The organism is Rhizobium sp. N122, assembly GCF_002211295.1.
Taxonomy (GTDB): domain Bacteria; phylum Pseudomonadota; class Alphaproteobacteria; order Rhizobiales; family Rhizobiaceae; genus Rhizobium.
The window spans coordinates 159,127-175,767 of sequence record NZ_LOKU01000078.1 but is presented as its reverse complement, the minus strand read 5'-3'; the positions used below and the strand labels follow the sequence as shown (position 1 = coordinate 175,767).

Annotated in this window: 11 protein-coding genes; 10 read left to right on the top strand and 1 reads right to left on the bottom strand. The window is 63.9% G+C overall.

Features of this window, described 5'->3' with window-relative positions; all coding sequences use genetic code 11:
* The first annotated feature begins 62 nt into the window (after positions 1-62).
* Both ATY75_RS32115 and ATY75_RS32110 read left to right on the top strand, forming a co-directional pair.
* Positions 63-2,945, top strand: coding sequence for a ribonuclease E/G (locus ATY75_RS32115; RefSeq protein ID WP_088940550.1), 2,883 nt, complete (start codon positions 63-65; stop codon positions 2,943-2,945).
* A gap of 139 nt (positions 2,946-3,084) precedes the next feature.
* The gene (locus ATY75_RS32110) at positions 3,085-3,294 is read left to right on the top strand and encodes a type II toxin-antitoxin system VapB family antitoxin (RefSeq protein ID WP_088940549.1); all 210 of its coding nucleotides are present in this window, start codon (positions 3,085-3,087) and stop codon (positions 3,292-3,294) included.
* A gap of 295 nt (positions 3,295-3,589) precedes the next feature.
* On the opposite strand, the gene ATY75_RS32100 is transcribed toward ATY75_RS32110, so the two are convergent.
* Positions 3,590-5,248, bottom strand: coding sequence for an acyl-CoA dehydrogenase family protein (locus ATY75_RS32100; RefSeq protein WP_088940547.1), 1,659 nt, complete (start codon positions 5,246-5,248; stop codon positions 3,590-3,592).
* Positions 5,249-5,427: 179 nt separating this feature from the next.
* Between ATY75_RS32100 and ATY75_RS32095 the strand changes: the two genes are divergently transcribed.
* The 8 genes from ATY75_RS32095 to ATY75_RS32060 all read left to right on the top strand — a co-directional run bounded on the left by ATY75_RS32095 (position 5,428) and on the right by ATY75_RS32060 (position 16,607).
* Positions 5,428-6,384 (top strand): aspartate carbamoyltransferase catalytic subunit, encoded by a 957-nt coding sequence (locus tag ATY75_RS32095; protein ID WP_003587231.1) that lies wholly within the window; start codon positions 5,428-5,430, stop codon positions 6,382-6,384.
* A complete protein-coding gene (locus ATY75_RS32090; protein ID WP_088940546.1) occupies positions 6,381-7,670 on the top strand; it encodes a dihydroorotase in 1,290 nt (429 codons plus the stop codon). Before ATY75_RS32095 ends, ATY75_RS32090 begins: the two co-directional genes overlap by 4 nt.
* 60 nt (positions 7,671-7,730) lie before the next feature.
* Complete coding sequence (gene plsY / locus ATY75_RS32085; RefSeq protein WP_088940545.1) at positions 7,731-8,351, top strand: glycerol-3-phosphate 1-O-acyltransferase PlsY; 621 nt, start codon at positions 7,731-7,733, stop codon at positions 8,349-8,351.
* Positions 8,351-9,493 (top strand): DNA-processing protein DprA, encoded by a 1,143-nt coding sequence (gene dprA / locus ATY75_RS32080; protein WP_064838090.1) that lies wholly within the window; start codon positions 8,351-8,353, stop codon positions 9,491-9,493. The genes plsY and dprA overlap by 1 nt, the downstream gene beginning before the upstream one ends.
* Positions 9,494-9,664: 171 nt before the next feature.
* A complete protein-coding gene (gene topA, locus ATY75_RS32075) occupies positions 9,665-12,319 on the top strand; it encodes a type I DNA topoisomerase (protein ID WP_064838089.1) in 2,655 nt (884 codons plus the stop codon).
* Position 12,320: 1 nt separating this feature from the next.
* Positions 12,321-14,693 carry a ribonuclease R gene (gene rnr / locus ATY75_RS32070; RefSeq protein WP_088940544.1) on the top strand — a complete coding sequence of 791 codons (2,373 nt, stop codon included), beginning with the start codon at positions 12,321-12,323 and terminating at the stop codon, positions 14,691-14,693.
* 25 nt (positions 14,694-14,718) lie between these two features.
* Positions 14,719-15,168, top strand: a complete 450-nt coding sequence (locus tag ATY75_RS32065) for a DUF983 domain-containing protein (RefSeq protein WP_088940543.1) — start codon at positions 14,719-14,721, stop codon at positions 15,166-15,168.
* Positions 15,169-15,422: 254 nt separating this feature from the next.
* On the top strand, positions 15,423-16,607 hold the full coding sequence (locus ATY75_RS32060) for an MFS transporter (protein ID WP_064838086.1): 1,185 nt from the start codon (positions 15,423-15,425) through the stop codon (positions 16,605-16,607).
* The last annotated feature ends 34 nt before the right edge of the window (positions 16,608-16,641 follow it).

Genomic DNA, 16,641 nt, shown 5'->3' with positions numbered 1-16,641 from the left:
CTTTCTGTTTCAACAGCAGTCGGGAATGCGCTCTCGCGGCCACGCCGAGGAGCACAGCTTACATGGCAGACAAAATGCTTATCGATGCGTCTCACGAGGAAGAGACGCGCGTCGTTGTCGTTCGCGGGAACCGCATAGAAGAATTTGACTTCGAGTCCCAGCACAAGAAGCAGATCCGCGGCAACATCTATCTGGCAAAGGTAACGAGGGTCGAGCCCTCGCTGCAGGCCGCCTTCGTCGATTACGGCGGCAACCGGCACGGCTTCCTGGCCTTCGCCGAAATTCATCCCGACTATTATCAGATACCGCTTGCCGACCGTCAGGCGCTGCTTCGGGCCGAAGCCGAGGAGCATCGCCGCGACGAAGACGTCGAGCATGTCGAAACCGCGCCGATGGTCGATCTTTCCAAGCAGGATCAGCCGGATGTCGGCATCGTGCCGGCAGAGGCGCCGGAAACGGCTGCCGTAACGGAAGAGCCGGCGGTAGAAGCAGCGGCAGCGCCCGAGGCCGCCGAAGAAGCGCCGGCCAAGAAGGCAAGACCGCGCCGCAGCCGCAAGAAGGCCGCCGAACCGGTTGCCGAGACGACCGCGACCGAGGACGCCGTTCCCACTGATGTCGAGGCCGAAGGCGCTGCGAGCGTCGACAACGAGGATGACGGTTCGACCGGCGGCGCGATGGCCGCCATGGTGGAAACCGACTCGATCTCCGAAGATGTGGATACCAGCAAGCGTCGCCACGATGATGACGACGATGATGACGATCACGGCGAAGAGGAAGTCATCGAATCCGTCGGCGCCGAAGACGCGATGGAAGAAGTACCGGACCGCGTGCAGCGCAAGCCGCGCAAGCAGTACCGTATCCAGGAAGTCATCAAGCGCCGCCAGATCCTGCTGGTGCAGGTCGCCAAGGAAGAGCGCGGCAACAAGGGTGCAGCTCTTACCACCTATCTGTCGCTTGCCGGCCGCTATTCCGTGCTGATGCCGAACACGGCGCGCGGCGGCGGCATTTCCCGCAAGATCACCAACCCTGCCGACCGCAAGCGCCTGAAGGAAATCGCGCGCATGCTCGAGGTGCCGCAGGGCATGGGCGTCATCCTGCGCACAGCCGGCGCCAACCGCACCAAGGTCGAGGTCAAGCGCGACTTCGAATATCTGATGCGCCTCTGGGAAAACGTCCGCACGCTGACGCTGGCATCCACCGCGCCCTGCCTGGTCTACGAGGAAGGCTCGCTGATCAAGCGCTCGATCCGCGACCTCTACAACAAGGATATCGGCGAGATCATCGTCTCCGGCGAAGAAGGCTATCGTGAAGCGAAAGACTTCATGAAGATGCTGATGCCGAGCCATGCCAAGGTGGTTCAGCCCTACCGCGACATCCATCCGATCTTCTCGCGTTCCGGCATCGAAGCCCAGCTCGACCGCATGCTGCAGCCGCAGGTGACGCTGAAGTCCGGCGGCTACCTGATCATGAACCAGACCGAAGCGCTGGTTTCGATCGACGTCAACTCCGGCCGCTCGACCCGAGAACACTCGATCGAAGACACCGCGCTGCAGACCAACCTCGAGGCTGCCGACGAAGTCGCCCGCCAGCTTCGCCTGCGCGACCTTGCCGGCCTGATCGTCATCGACTTCATCGACATGGAAGAAAAGCGCAACAACCGCGCCGTCGAGAAGAAACTGAAGGAATGCCTGAAGAACGATCGCGCCCGCATCCAGGTCGGCCGGATCTCGCATTTCGGCCTGCTGGAAATGTCGCGCCAGCGCATCCGCGCCTCGGTTCTCGAATCGACGACGCAGGTCTGCTCGCATTGCGGCGGCAGCGGCCATGTGCGTTCGCAGTCCTCCGTCGCGCTGCATGTCCTGCGCGGTATCGAGGAATATCTGCTCAAGAATACCACGCACAACATCAGCGTACGCACCACGCCTGACATTGCGCTCTACCTGCTCAACCACAAGCGCCAGACGATCATCGACTACGAAAATCGTTTCGGCGTCGCTATCGTCATCGATGCGGACGGTTCGGTCGGCGCGCAGCATTTCGCCATCGATCGCGGCGAGGCTGTGGAGAACCCGGTCAAGATCGAGACGCTCTTCAACTTCGCAGCCATTCCCGAGGATGACGACGACGACATCGTCATCGAAATGGATGAGGACGAAGACGAGGAAATCGAGGAAAAGCCGGCCGCTGCCGAGCGACCCGTTGCGGCGCGCTCGGAAGGCGAAGGTGACGGCAACCGCAAGCGCAAGCGCCGCCGGCGCCGGCGCGGCCGCAACGGCAATGCCGAGCAGCCGGCATCGGCGACTGGCGAAGCCGGCGACGAGGATGAAGACGGCGACGACGAGGGCGGCGAAGGTGATGAAAACACCGAATCCACGTCCGAGACGCTGGCTGAGAGCGAAGAATCGCAGCGCCGCAAGCGCCGCCGCCGCGGCAAACGCGGCGGCCGCCGCAACCGCGCCGAGGACGGTTCCGAACTGACGGCCGGCGAAGCCGGTGAAGACAATGGCACTGACGAGAGCGAAGGCGACGACGTTTCGAACGAAGGCGTTCCTGGGGAAGCAGAAGCTGTCGAAGCGGTTGCCGATCAGGCTGGCGAAAGCCAGGCCGCAGCTGCCGCCGTCGAGGCTGCGGCTGTTGTCACCGAGGATGTGAAGCCCGCCCGTGGCCGCGGCCGTCGCAAAGCCGCTGCAGCGCCGGTCGAGGAGCCGGTGGTAGAAGCGGCTCCTGTCGCCGAAGCCGCGCCGGAGCTGGTCGAGGCCTCCGCCGATCTTGAAACGTCCGCCCAGGAAGAAGCCCCGGAAGAGGCAAAGCCGGTTCGCGCCAACCGCGAATCCAACATCACCTCCTCCGAGCCGACGGTGAAATCCACCCGCAGCGAAAATGCCGAAAGCGATGACGGCAAGCCGAAGAAAGCCGGCTGGTGGCAGCGCCGTGGCTTCTTTTGAACGCTGATTTTTGGACGTAAATAATCAATCCGGCCGTGGCGACGCGGCCGGATTTTTGTTTGTGGCGAGCTTCTTTAGCAAAGTTGAACCCTGAGGGCCGGGCGTCTACCTTCACGATATTGGTACATTTGAGGTGGTCATGCGGACAACGATCGATATCGATGATGGCTTGCTTGACGCAGCAATGATCGTCACGGGGTTGGCGACAAAAGAGGTCGCCGTCGAACAGGCTTTGCGAATCCTCATCGAGAGGCACCGCCGGAAAAATGCGATCGCAGATCTCGCAGGGATAGGCTGGGAAGGCAACCTGGAAGAGAGACGTTGCGACCAGCCTGACGACAGACGGTGATCGTCGTCCACAGTTCGGATTTGGATCCGTGCATCTGCGCGGGATAGGTGCGGCCAGCCCGGTCCGGGAGATCCCGATGCCAGCCCCTCATCCGCCTGCCGGCACCTTCTCCCCGTAAACGGGGCGAAGGAGGATAGCCGCGACTTCTCCGTTCCCCACCAACCTCTCGCAGGGCACGTCCCCTCTCCCCGTCAGAACGGGGAGAGGGTTAGGGTGAGGGGCAACCATCGGCGCGACGCGCGCGTCGATATCGCTGAGATCGATGCCAGCGAAGAGCAATCATTGTCCGCTGCGGTCAGGCCGCCGGGGGATAGAGCAGATCGACGATGTAGCTGGCGTCGAAGCGGGAATCGAGCATGCCGTAGGTGGAACGCCAGCCGCCGGCAAGGCGCGTCTCGATGAAGGCATCGGCAATGCGCCCTGCCCCCAGCCGATAGAGTTCGGCGGCACCGGCGGCAAGCGCCAGCTGCTCGACGAGCAGGCGCGCGGCCCCCTCGTCCTGTTCGCAGAGTGCGATTGCAGCGCGCAGCACGTCGATCGTCTTCTTGCCGGCCGGGCCGAGATCGCGGGCAAGGCCTGAAAAAACGGTTTCGAACAGATCCTTGCCGCGGTTCAATACACGCAGCACGTCGAGCGCCATGACGTTGCCGGAGCCTTCCCAGATGGCGTTGACGGGGGCTTCGCGGTAATGGCGGGCGATCGGGCGCTCTTCGATATAGCCGTTGCCGCCGATGCATTCCATCGCCTCGTAGATCAGCGCCGGGGCGATCTTGCAGCACCAGTATTTGGCGACCGGCGTCATGACGCGGGCATAGGCCGCCTGCTCGGCATTGCCGCGCGCCTTGTCGAAGGCGTCGGCAAGGCGGAAGGAGAGAGCGGTGGCTGCGGCGACATCGAGCGCCATGTCGGCCAGCACGCGCGTCATGATCGGCTGATTGACGAGCATCTTGCCGAAGACACTGCGGCCGCGGGTGTGGTGCACGGCCTCGGCCAGCGAGGCACGCATCATGCCTGATGAAGCCAGCGCACAATCGAGCCGCGTCAGCGTCACCATGTCAAGGATGGTGCGGATGCCGGCATCCGGGCCGCCAAGCAGGAAGCCGAAGGTGTCTGAAAATTCCACTTCCGAAGAGGCGTTGGAGCGGTTGCCGACCTTGTCCTTCAGCCGCTGAAACTGCAGGCCGTTGGCCGAACCATCCTCCAGCAGGCGCGGTACCAGGAAGCAGCCCATGCCCTCCTTCGTCTGCGCCAGCATGATGAAGGCATCGCTCATCGGCGCGGACATGAACCATTTGTGGCCGGACAGCCGATAGATGCCTTCGCTGACTTTTTCGCCAGCGGTCCGGTTGGCCCTTACATCCGTGCCGCCCTGCTTTTCCGTCATGCCCATGCCGATGGTGACGGCGGACTTCTGCATGGCGGGCTTGTTGGACGAATCATATTTGCGCGAGAGGATCTTTGGCGCCCAGTCCTTCTGCACCGCGGGTGACGCCGAAAGCGCGGCAACCGAGGCGCTGGTCATCGTCAGCGGGCAGAGATGGCCGGATTCCAGCTGCGCCGTCAGATAGAAGCGGGCGGCGCGAACCTTGTGAGCCTCATCCTTGGCATCGGCATCGGCCTGCGGATCCCAGACGGAGGAATGCAGGCCCACAGACATGGAGCGGCGCATCAGCGCGTGCCAGGCGGGGTGGAACTCGACGACGTCGAGGCGCTCGCCGCGCGGACCGTGGGTGCGCAGCTGCGGCGCGCCCTGGTTCGCCATGCGCGCCAGCTCCTGCGCCTCTGGCGAAGTGACGTAGCGGCCCATGTTTTCCAGGTCCTCGCGGATGCCGCGCGGCAGGGCCGCCGTCAGATCGACGATCAGCGGATCGGACCGATAGGCGTTGATGCCGGACCACAGGCTCGGCTGGTTGAGTTCTGCGACTTTTTCGTCAGTCCGGTTGGCGGAGGTCATAATTCGCTTCTAGTGTAAGAACCCGGCAAAGGGAAACCGGAAGTTATGATTCGGTTCATTCTGCTCTATCGGAATTCCGGCGAAAATGCATGGGGACATAAGCCTTTGCCCACAGCGCATGCTTGCCCCGGCGGGCCGCACTCTTTATAGACCCGCCAGAGACAGCAAGAGGCAGGGTCATGGTCTTTTTCCCCCACCGCCACCTCATCGGCATCAAGGGCCTCACCGAGCAGGATATCACCTATCTGCTCGATAAGGCCGACGAAGCCGTCAAGATCAGCCGCCAGCGAGAGAAGAAGACATCGACGCTGCGCGGACTGACGCAGATCAACCTCTTCTTCGAGGCATCGACCCGCACGCAGGCCTCCTTCGAGCTTGCCGGCAAGCGGCTCGGCGCCGACGTGATGAACATGTCGGTCGGAAACTCCTCGGTGAAGAAGGGCGAAACGCTGATCGACACGGCGATGACGCTGAATGCGATGCGCCCCGACGTGCTGGTGATCCGCCATTCGAGCGCCGGAGCGGCCGCCCTGCTCGCCCAAAAGGTCTCCTGCTCGGTCGTCAATGCCGGTGACGGCCAGCACGAACATCCGACCCAGGCGCTGCTCGACGCGCTGACGATCCGCCGCGCCAAGGGCAAGCTCTCGCGCATCATCGTGGCGATCTGCGGCGACGTGCTGCATTCACGCGTGGCGCGCTCCAATATCCTGCTGCTCAACGCCATGGGTGCCCGCGTGCGGGTCGTCGCGCCCGCCACCCTGCTGCCCGCCGGCATCGCCGATATGGGCGTCGAGGTCTTCCATTCGATGAAGGAAGGGCTGAAGGACGCCGACGTGGTGATGATGCTGCGGCTGCAGCGCGAGCGCATGTCCGGCGCCTTCGTGCCTTCGGTGCGCGAATACTATCACTTCTATGGGCTCGACGCCGAAACGCTGAAAGCGGCGAAGGAGGATGCGCTGGTCATGCATCCCGGCCCGATGAACCGCGGCGTCGAGATCGCCTCCGAGGTGGCTGACGGTCCGCAGAGCGTGATCGCCGAACAGGTGGAAATGGGGGTCGCGGTGCGCATGGCCGTCATGGAGACGCTGCTCGTCTCCCAGAACCAGGGTCCCCGAACCGATGGATTGAAGGCATGAGCAACGCGATCGTCCTCCAGAACGTCCGCATCGTCGATCCCTCGCGCCATCTCGACGAGGTGGGCACGATCATCGCCGAAGGTGGCGTGATCCTTGCTGCCGGCAGCGGGGCGCAGAACCAGGGCGCACCTGAAGGTGCCGATATCCGCGACTGCACGGGTCTTGTCGCCACGCCCGGCCTCGTCGATGCGCGCGTCCATATCGGCGAACCCGGCGGCGAGCACCGCGAGACGATCGCCTCGGCAAGCCGGGCGGCCGCAGCCGGCGGTGTCACCTCGATCATCATGATGCCGGACACCGATCCCGTGATCGACGACATCGCCCTTGTCGAATTCGTCAAGAAGACGGCGCGCGATACCGCTGCCGTCAACGTCTATCCGGCCGCCGCCCTCACAAAGGGTCTTGCCGGCGAGGAGATGACGGAGATCGGCCTGTTGATGCAGGCAGGCGCCGTCGCTTTCACCGATGCCCATTCCAGCGTCCACGACACGCAGGTGCTGCGGCGGATCATGACCTATGCGCGCGAATTCGGTGCCGTCATTTGCTGCGAAACGCGTGACAAATATCTCGGCGCCAACGGTGTCATGCATGAGGGGCTTTTCGCCAGCTGGCTCGGGCTCTCCGGCATTCCAAGAGAAGCAGAGCTCATCCCGCTCGAGCGCGATCTCAGGATCGCAGAGCTGACGCGCGGCCGGTATCATGCCGCGATGATCTCCGTGCCTCAATCGGTCGAGGCGATCGAACGCGCCCGCAGCCGCGGCGCCAAGGTCACCTCCGGCATCTCGATCAACAATCTGGCGCTCAACGAAAACGACATCGGCGAATACCGCACCTTCTTCAAGCTCTATCCGCCGCTGCGCCCGGAAGACGACCGGGTGGCCATGGTCGAGGCGCTGGCAAGCGGCGCGATCGACATCATCGTCTCCTCGCACGACCCGCAGGACGTCGATACGAAGCGCCTGCCCTTCGGCGAAGCTGAAGACGGCGCGGTCGGCCTTGAAACCATGCTGGCGGCGGCTCTCAGGCTTCACCATGGCGGCCAAGTGAGCCTGATGCGCCTGATCGACGCCATGTCCACCCGCCCGGCTGAAATTTTCGGCCTCCCTGCCGGCACGCTGAAGCCGGGGGCTGCGGCCGATATCGCGCTGATCGATCTCGATGAGCCTTGGCTTGTCGCCAAAGACATGCTTCTCTCTCGCTCGAAGAACACGCCGTTCGAAGATGCACGCTTCAGCGGGCGAGCGGTCGCGACATATGTCTCGGGAAAGCTTGTCCACGCACTCTAGGAAACGGCGTCCTTAAAGAACGGCATATTGGGATAGGCCACGGAGGGGCTGAGGCGGCATATGTTATCCAATCTCATGTCATGGCAGATCACGCTGCCGGTCGCGCTTGTCGCCGCCGTCATCGGCTATCTCTTCGGTTCCATTCCTTTCGGCCTGATCCTGACGCGCGCCGCTGGCCTCGGCGACGTGCGTAGCATCGGCTCCGGCAATATCGGCGCGACCAATGTGCTGAGAACCGGGAACCGCAAGCTTGCGGCGGCGACGCTGCTGCTCGATGCGCTGAAGGCATCGGCCGCCGCCTGGGTCGTCGGTTACTTTCTCGGTGACGAGGCTGCGATCATAGCCGGCTTCTTCGCCTTCATCGGCCACCTCTTCCCGGTCTGGATCGGCTTCAAGGGCGGCAAGGGCGTCGCCACCTATATCGGCACCCTGCTCGGCGTCGCACCGATCATGGTCGTGCTCTTCGCCGCCATCTGGCTGGCGATCGCTTTCACGACCCGCTACTCCTCGCTGTCGGCGCTGGTTGCCATGCTTGTCATGCCGGTTGCGCTGTGGATACTCGGCAATGAAAAAGTTGCAGCCGTCATGGCGATCATGACGCTGATCTCCTACTGGAAGCACAGGGCGAATATTTCCCGTCTGATGGGCGGGACGGAAAGCAAAATCGGGGCGAAGGGATAATGGATGCGCTGAGCGCGGGACCAAAAGGCACTGTGCTGAGCGAACGGCAGAAAATTGCCTGGCTGCGCCTCATCCGTTCCGACAATATCGGCCCGGCGACCTTTCGCGACCTCATCAATCATTTCGGATCGGCCGAGGCGGCGCTCGCGGCGTTGCCGGAGCTTTCGGCGCGCGGCGGCGCGACGCGGGCGATCCGTATCGCCAGCGAGGCCGAGGCGCATCGGGAGCTGGAAGCGGCGCATCGTTTCGGCGCCCGCTTCGTCGGCATCGGCGAGCCGGACTATCCGCAAGCGCTGAAGCAGATCGACGGCGCGCCGCCGCTTCTCGCCGTCAAGGGCGCGCTGGCCGCCGCCAAACGGCCGGCGGTCGGCATCGTCGGTTCGCGCAACGCTTCGATCGCCGGCGCCAAATTCGCGGCGATGGTGGCGCGTGACTGCGGTCGCGCCGGTTATACCGTGGTCTCGGGGCTGGCGCGCGGCATCGACACATCGGCGCACCGGGCAAGCCTCGATACGGGCACGATCGCGGCGCTTGCCGGCGGCCTCGACCAGCCCTACCCGCCGGAGAATATCGGCCTGCTCGCGGAGATCACCGGCGGCAACGGCCTGGCGGTCAGCGAGATGCCCTTCGGCTGGGAACCGCGGGCCCGCGATTTCCCGCGCCGGAACCGGCTGATCGCCGGCATCGCACTCGGTCTCGTGGTCGTCGAAGCGGCGACGCGCTCGGGATCGCTGATCACCGCACGGCTTGCCGGCGAATTCGGCCGGCTGGTGTTTGCCGTGCCCGGCTCACCGCTCGATCCGCGCTGCCATGGCACCAACGGCCTGCTGAAGGACGGGGCTTCTATCGTCACCGCACCCGCCGATGTCATCGAAGCCTTGGCGCCGCTGGCGCAATTCGAGCTGTTCCCGTCGTCGATGGCCGAAGAGCCGCCACGTGACGGCGGGGCAATGACGATGCCGCCCGGCGATACGGACCGCAACCGCATCATCGATGCGCTCGGGCCGACGCCGGTCGAGATCGACGATATTATCCGCCACACCGGGCTCTCGGCATCGGCGGTCTATCTCATCCTGCTGGAGCTCGACATAGCAGGCAGGCTGCACCGGCATCAGGGCGGTCTCATCTCGCTTTCCGAGTGAGGCCTGCACGATACGAGCGATCCGCTTTGCAGCGGCTGCAAGAGGTAAAATTGTAGCAAACCCCTTGACCGCAGCGATTTCCCTGTCCATGTCGGAGGGCCGGTATCCAAGTTTCGGTGTGTGTTGCGCTGGCTTCAACGCTGGCGTCGTTTCCTTTTTTAGAGAATCATCATGAATGTTGTAGTGGTGGAATCGCCTGCCAAGGCCAAGACGATCAACAAGTATCTGGGTTCGGGATACAAAGTGCTCGCCTCCTTCGGCCATGTGCGCGATCTGCCTGCCAAGGATGGCTCTGTCCTCCCCGATCAGGATTTCGAAATGCTTTGGGAGGTCGATGGGGCCTCGGCCAAGCGGATGAAGGACATCGCCGACGCGGTGAAATCCTCCGACGGCCTGTTTCTCGCGACCGACCCGGATCGCGAAGGCGAAGCGATTTCCTGGCACGTCCTCGACATGCTCAACAAGAAGCGTGTGCTGAACGGCAAGCCGGTCAAGCGCGTCGTCTTCAACGCGATCACCAAGAAGGCGGTGCTCGACGCGATGGCCGATCCGCGCGACATCGACGTGCCGCTGGTCGACGCCTATCTCGCCCGCCGCGCCCTCGACTATCTCGTCGGCTTCAATCTTTCGCCGGTCCTGTGGCGCAAGCTGCCCGGCGCACGTTCGGCCGGCCGCGTCCAGTCGGTGGCGCTTCGCCTGGTCTGCGACCGCGAATCCGAAATCGAGCGCTTCATTTCCGAAGAATACTGGAACATCTCGGCGCTCCTGAAGACGCCGCGCGGCGACGAGTTCGAGGCCAGGCTGGTTTCGGCGAACGGCAAGCGGCTGCAGCCGCGCGCGATCGGCAACGGCGAGGATGCGGGCCGGCTCAAGGCGCTGCTCGAAGGCGCGAGCTACGTCGTCGACACGGTCGAAGCAAAGCCGGTCAAACGCAACCCGGGACCGCCCTTTACGACCTCGACCCTGCAACAGGCCGCCTCCTCCAATCTCGGCTTCTCCGCATCGCGCACCATGCAGATCGCCCAGAAGCTTTACGAAGGCGTCGACATCGGCGGCGAGACCGTCGGTCTCATCACCTATATGCGAACCGACGGCGTGCAGATGGCCCCCGAGGCGATCGACGCGGCGCGCCGCGCCATCGTCGACCAGTTCGGCGAACGTTACATGCCTGAAAAGGCGCGCTTCTATTCCACCAAGGCCAAAAACGCCCAGGAAGCGCACGAGGCGATCCGCCCGACCGATTTCTACCGCTCGCCCGACCGCGTGCGCCAATTTCTCGATGCCGACCAGATCCGGCTCTACGACCTGATCTGGAAGCGCGGCATCGCCAGCCAGATGGCCTCGGCCGAAATCGAGCGCACGACGGCGGAGATCACCGCCGACAACAAGGGCGAGAAGGCCGGCCTGCGCGCCGTCGGCTCGGTCATCCGCTTCGACGGCTTCATCGCCGCCTATACCGACCAGAAGGAAGACGGCGAGCAGAGCGACGACGGCGACGAGGATGGCCGCCTCCCGGAGATCAATGCGCGCGAGACGCTCGCCAAGCAGAAAATCAATTCGACCCAGCATTTCACCGAGCCGCCGCCGCGCTACTCGGAAGCCTCGCTGATCAAGAAGATGGAAGAACTGGGCATCGGCCGCCCCTCCACCTATGCCGCGACGCTGGCGACGCTGCGCGACCGCGACTATGTGACGATCGACAAGCGCAAGCTGATCCCGCAGGCCAAGGGCCGGCTGGTGACGGCTTTCCTCGAAAGCTTCTTCACCAAATATGTCGAATACGACTTCACCGCCGATCTCGAGGAGAAGCTCGACCGGATTTCGGCCGGCGAGTTGAACTGGAAGCAGGTGCTGCGCGATTTCTGGAAGGATTTCTTCGCCCAGATCGAAGACACCAAGGAACTGCGCGTCACCAATGTGCTCGATTCACTGAACGAAGCGCTGGCGCCATTGGTCTTCCCGAAGCGGGAGGACGGCAGCGATCCGAGGATCTGTCAGGTATGCGGCACCGGCAACCTGTCGCTGAAGCTCGGCAAATACGGCGCCTTCGTCGGCTGCTCGAACTATCCGGAATGCAATTACACCCGCCAGCTCTCCTCCGAAAACGGCGGAGAAGCGGATGGTGCGGCCCTCAACGAACCGAAGAACCTCGGCACCGATCCGACGACCGGCGAGGAGCTGACGCTGCGTTCCGGCCGCTTCGGCCCCTATATCCAGCGCGGCGACGGCAAGGAGGCCAAGCGCGCTTCGCTGCCGAAGGGCTGGAAGCCCGAAGATATCGACTACGAAAAGGCGATGGCTTTGATCTCGCTGCCGCGCGATATCGGCAAACATCCGGAATCGGGCAAGATGATCTCGTCGGGCATCGGCCGCTATGGGCCGTTCCTCCTGCATGACGGTTCCTATGCCAATCTGGAAACGATCGAGGACGTGTTCTCGGTCGGCCTGAACCGCGCGGTGACCGTCATTGCCGAAAAGGCGAACCAGGCACCGGGCCGCGGTTCGCGCGGCACGCCGGCGGCACTGAAGACACTCGGCGATCATCCCGATGGCGGCGCCATCACCGTTCGCGACGGCAAGTACGGTCCTTACGTCAACTGGGGCAAGGTCAATGCCACCCTGCCGAAGGGCAAGGATCCGCAGGCCATCACCGTTGAAGAAGCGCTTGCGCTGATCACGGAAAAAGCCGGCAAGGCGCCTGCAGGCAAGACGAGCAAGGCGAAAGCCAAGCCGAAGGCGGCGGCGGCCGAAGCCAAGACCACCAAGACGGCGGCCAAGCCGAAGACAACGAAGGCGAAAGCGCCCGCGAAATCGAAAAAGAGCTGACGTGAGCAGAATACCGCGCGACAGAACGAACCCTGCGGGCAAGCGCCCGGGCAAGATCGGCCGTGCCGGCAAGGATGCTCCGGCCGTCGAGCCGCTGAACATCGTCCACGGCGCGCTGCCGTCGCGCGAGGTGATCCTGCGCTTCATCGCCGATCATCCGCAGAAAGCGTCCAAGCGGGAACTCGCCAAGGCCTTCGGCCTCAAGGGCGACAATCGCGTCGAACTCAAGCACATGCTGCAGGAGCTCGAGCAGGAAGGCATGCTGCAGAAGAACCGCAAGTCGCTGATCCGTCCCGGTGCACTGCCGCCGGTCACCGTTCTCGATATCACCACGCGCGACAAGGACGGCGATCTGATCGGCCGGCCGGCGGAATGGCCCGAGGATCAGGGCGTGGCGCCCGCCGTCGCCATCCGCCAGCAATCGCCTGCCGGCCGCCAGGGCAAGGGCAAGGCGCCGGTCGCCGGCCTCGGCGACCGCATTCTGGCGAAGATTTTCCCGGCCGTCGATCGCGGCGGGCCGGCCTATACGGCGCGGATCATCAAGGTGATCGACAAGCGCCGCGGCGCCGCGATGGGCGTTTTCCGCGCCGCACCCGGCGGTGGCGGCCGGCTGCTGCCGATCGAGCGGCGTGGCGAGGAGATGGTGATCGACCCCGATTTCACCGGCGGCGCTGCGGACGGCGACCTGGTCGAGATCGAAGTCGCCCGCCTCGGCCGCTTCGGCCTGCCGCGCGCCAAGGTGCTTTCCGTCGTCGGTTCGGTCGGCTCGGAGAAGGCGATCTCGATGATCGCCATCCATGCGCACGGCATTCCGCATGTCTTCCCGCCCGCCGTCATCGCCGAGGCGGAGGACGCAAAGCCCGCCACCATGTCGCATCGCGAGGACTGGCGCGACGTGCCGCTGATCACCATCGATCCGGCCGATGCCAAGGACCATGACGACGCCGTCTATGCCGAACTCGACCCCTCGCCCGACAATCCCGGCGGCGTCATCGTCACCGTGGCGATTGCCGACGTCTCCTGGTATGTCCGCCCCAAGTCGCCGCTCGACCGCGAGGCGCTGAAGCGCGGCAACTCGGTCTATTTCCCGGATCGCGTCGTGCCGATGCTGCCGGAGCGCATCTCCAACGATCTCTGCTCGCTGAAGGAAGGCGTCGACCGCCCGGCGCTTGCCGTGCGCATGAGCTTCTCCGGCGAAGGCCGCAAGATCGGCCACACGTTTCATCGCGTCATGATGAAGAGTGCGGCCAAGCTCTCCTATCAGCAGGCGCAGGCAGCGATCGACGGCAAGCCGGACGATGAGACCGGGCCGATGCTCGAGCCGATCCTGAAGCCGCTCTGGCACGCCTATGAGGTGATGAAGCGCGGCCGCGACCGGCGCCAGCCGCTGGAACTCGACATGCCGGAGCGCAAGATCCTGCTGAAGCCCGACGGCACCGTCGATCGGGTCCACGTACCGCCGCGACTCGACGCGCATAAGCTGATCGAGGAGATGATGATCCAGGCGAACGTCGCCGCCGCCGAGACCCTGGAAAAGAAACGCCAGCCGCTGATCTACCGCATCCATGACGGGCCGACGCTTGCCAAGCAGGAAATCCTGCGGGAGTTCCTGGCGACGCTCGGCATCCCGCTTGCCAAGGGCGGCAACATGCGCGCCAACAATTTCAACGGCATTCTGGCCAAGGCGGACGGCACGCCCCACCAGACCATGGTCAATGAGATGGTGCTGCGGTCGCAGAGCCAGGCGATCTATGGCCCGGAGAACATTGGCCATTTCGGTCTCAACCTGATGAAATATGCGCATTTCACCTCGCCGATCCGCCGCTACGCCGACCTCATCGTCCATCGGGCCCTCGTCGGCTCGCTCGGCTTCGGCGAAGGCGGCATCACGACGGAGGAAGAGGCTGCTCTCGACGATATCGCCGCCGAAATCTCGACCTTCGAGCGCCGGGCGATGGCGGCCGAGCGCGAGACGGTCGACCGGCTGATCGCGCATCATCTCAGCGGCCGCGTCGGCGAGGAATTTGCCGGGCGGGTTTCGGGCGTTACGAAATCCGGCCTTTTTATCGCCCTGCCGGAGTATGGCGCCGACGGTTTCGTTCCCATATCGACGCTCGGTACCGATTATTTCATCTATGACGAGGCGCATCAGGCGCTCTCGGGTGAAAGGACCGGGCTCGGCTATCGCCTTGGCGACAACGTCACGGTGAAGCTTGCCGAAGCGATCCCGCTTGCCGGCGCGCTGCGCTTCGAGATGATCAGCGAGGGCCGCGAGATGCCGACGGCGGTGCGCAGCTTCCATAAAGCGGGCCGCCGCGACAAGGGCCAGGTCCGCAAGAAGCCCGGAACGAGGCCGCCACGCGGGCGGCGTTAGGGTATTCTGCGAAGAGGAGCTTACGATGGGCACGACCGATCCGACCGTGCACTACGGCGACAAGCCGGAGACCGAGCGGCCGCTGGGGCGTTCCATCATGCGCGGGCTGATGAACCGCTGTCCGGCCTGCGGCAGCGGCAAACTTTTCCGCGCCTTCCTGAAGCCGGTCGATCATTGCGCGGCCTGCGGCGAGGCGATGCATCATCAACGCGCCGACGACCTGCCGCCCTATATCGTCATCCTCGTTCTCGGCCATGTGGTGGTCGGTGGTTATATGCTGACGGACCTGACTTTCGTGCTGCCGGTATGGGCGCATATTGCCATCTGGGCGCCGATCACCGTCATCACCGCGCTTGCCTCGATCCAGCCGATCAAGGGCGGCGTCATCGGCCTGCAATGGGCGCTGCGCATGCACGGTTTCGGCGGCGAGAGCGACGGGCCTGACGATTGCGACATTGCCGGACGCCGGGATTGAGCGCCTTCACCTTCCAGACATATTTACCGTGTAGTGCCAGCGCTCCACCGACCACCACCCGAATGCGGCAGCCGACGATCCTCAACCCGACATGGTAAGCATTTCTTGGCCGAACGGGCTTTACATTCCGCAGATGGTCACTCACATCGGAAATACTGCGAAGCGGCATCCGTCACCCGGATTTGGCACGTCTGTGCCTATCTATCCGACGGGAACCGGCCGATTCGCTCGCGCAGCTTTCTAAGGATGGATAAATGTCTCAGCCGAGAAACGGCACACCGGGCGATGTCGAGGAAATCCATTGGCCTTCTCTGGTGGCAGCCGTCTCGTCCATATCGGCCGTCGGCATAGCAATCGGCCTCGGACTTCCGCTGCTCAGCATCATCCTGGAAAAACGCGGCATCTCGTCTACCCTGATCGGGCTCAACACGGCGATGGCAGGCGTCGCGGCGATGGCCGCCGCGCCCATCACCACCAAGCTCGCCCATAAATACGGCGTTGCGCCGACCATGCTCTGGGCGGTGCTGATTTCGGCGCTGAGCGCTCTCGGCTTTTATTATGCCGAGGATTTCTGGATGTGGTTTCCGCTGCGTTTCGCCTTCCATGGGGCAACGACGACGCTGTTCATCCTTTCCGAATTCTGGATCAACGCCGCCTCGCCGCCGTCCAAACGCGGCTTCGTGCTCGGCATCTATGCGACCGTGCTTTCACTCGGCTTCGCAGCCGGGCCGCTGCTCTTTTCGATCCTCGGCAGCGACGGCATCTTCCCCTTCCTGATCGGCGCCGGCGCCATTCTGCTTGCAGCCATTCCGATCTTCATCGCCCGCGACGAAAGCCCTGTGCTCGAGGAAAAACCGGAGCTGCATTTCATGCGCTACGTTTTCCTGGTGCCGACGGCGACGGCGGCGGTTTTCATCTTCGGCGCGGTCGAAGCGGGCGGCCTGTCGCTCTTCCCGATCTTTGCGGTGCGCGCCCATTTCACCGAATCACAGGCAGCGCTTCTGCTCACCATGATGGGCGTCGGCAACATCATCTTCCAGATCCCGCTCGGCCTGCTCTCCGACCGCATCGCCGACAAGCGGCCGCTTCTGGCCGGCATGGCGCTGATGGGCTTCATCGGCTCGATGCTGCTGCCCCTGCTGCTCGACAACTGGCTGCTGATGGCCGGGCTCCTGCTTTTCTGGGGCGGCTGCGTCTCCGGCCTCTATACGGTCGGCCTCAGCCATCTCGGCTCGCGGCTGACGGGTTCCGATCTTGCCGCGGCCAATGCCGCCTTCGTCTTCTGTTATGCGATGGGAACCGTAGCCGGGCCGCAGGCGATCGGCGCAGCGATCGATGTCGCCGGAAATAACGGTTTTGCTTGGGCGATTGCCGCTTTCTTCGGCTTTTACGCCCTACTTTCCGGCATCAGGCTGATGTTCATTCGAAAACGGACTTGACTTTTCGGGCGGGATTCGTAGTTTCGCGCCAGAA

Bases quoted from the DNA above. Each gene is read 5' to 3' on its own strand.
- dprA (WP_064838090.1), top strand. From the start codon at position 8,351: ATGGATGCGCTGAGCGCGGGACCAAAAGGCACTGTGCTGAGCGAACGG.
- ATY75_RS32060 (WP_064838086.1), top strand. From the start codon at position 15,423: ATGTCTCAGCCGAGAAACGGCACACCGGGCGATGTCGAGGAAATCCAT.
- ATY75_RS32065 (WP_088940543.1), top strand. From the start codon at position 14,719: ATGGGCACGACCGATCCGACCGTGCACTACGGCGACAAGCCGGAGACC.
- ATY75_RS32090 (WP_088940546.1), top strand. From the start codon at position 6,381: ATGAGCAACGCGATCGTCCTCCAGAACGTCCGCATCGTCGATCCCTCG.
- ATY75_RS32110 (WP_088940549.1), top strand. From the start codon at position 3,085: ATGCGGACAACGATCGATATCGATGATGGCTTGCTTGACGCAGCAATG.
- plsY (WP_088940545.1), top strand. From the start codon at position 7,731: ATGTTATCCAATCTCATGTCATGGCAGATCACGCTGCCGGTCGCGCTT.
- topA (WP_064838089.1), top strand. From the start codon at position 9,665: ATGAATGTTGTAGTGGTGGAATCGCCTGCCAAGGCCAAGACGATCAAC.
- ATY75_RS32095 (WP_003587231.1), top strand. From the start codon at position 5,428: ATGGTCTTTTTCCCCCACCGCCACCTCATCGGCATCAAGGGCCTCACC.
- ATY75_RS32115 (WP_088940550.1), top strand. From the start codon at position 63: ATGGCAGACAAAATGCTTATCGATGCGTCTCACGAGGAAGAGACGCGC.
- ATY75_RS32100 (WP_088940547.1), bottom strand. From the start codon at position 5,248: ATGACCTCCGCCAACCGGACTGACGAAAAAGTCGCAGAACTCAACCAG.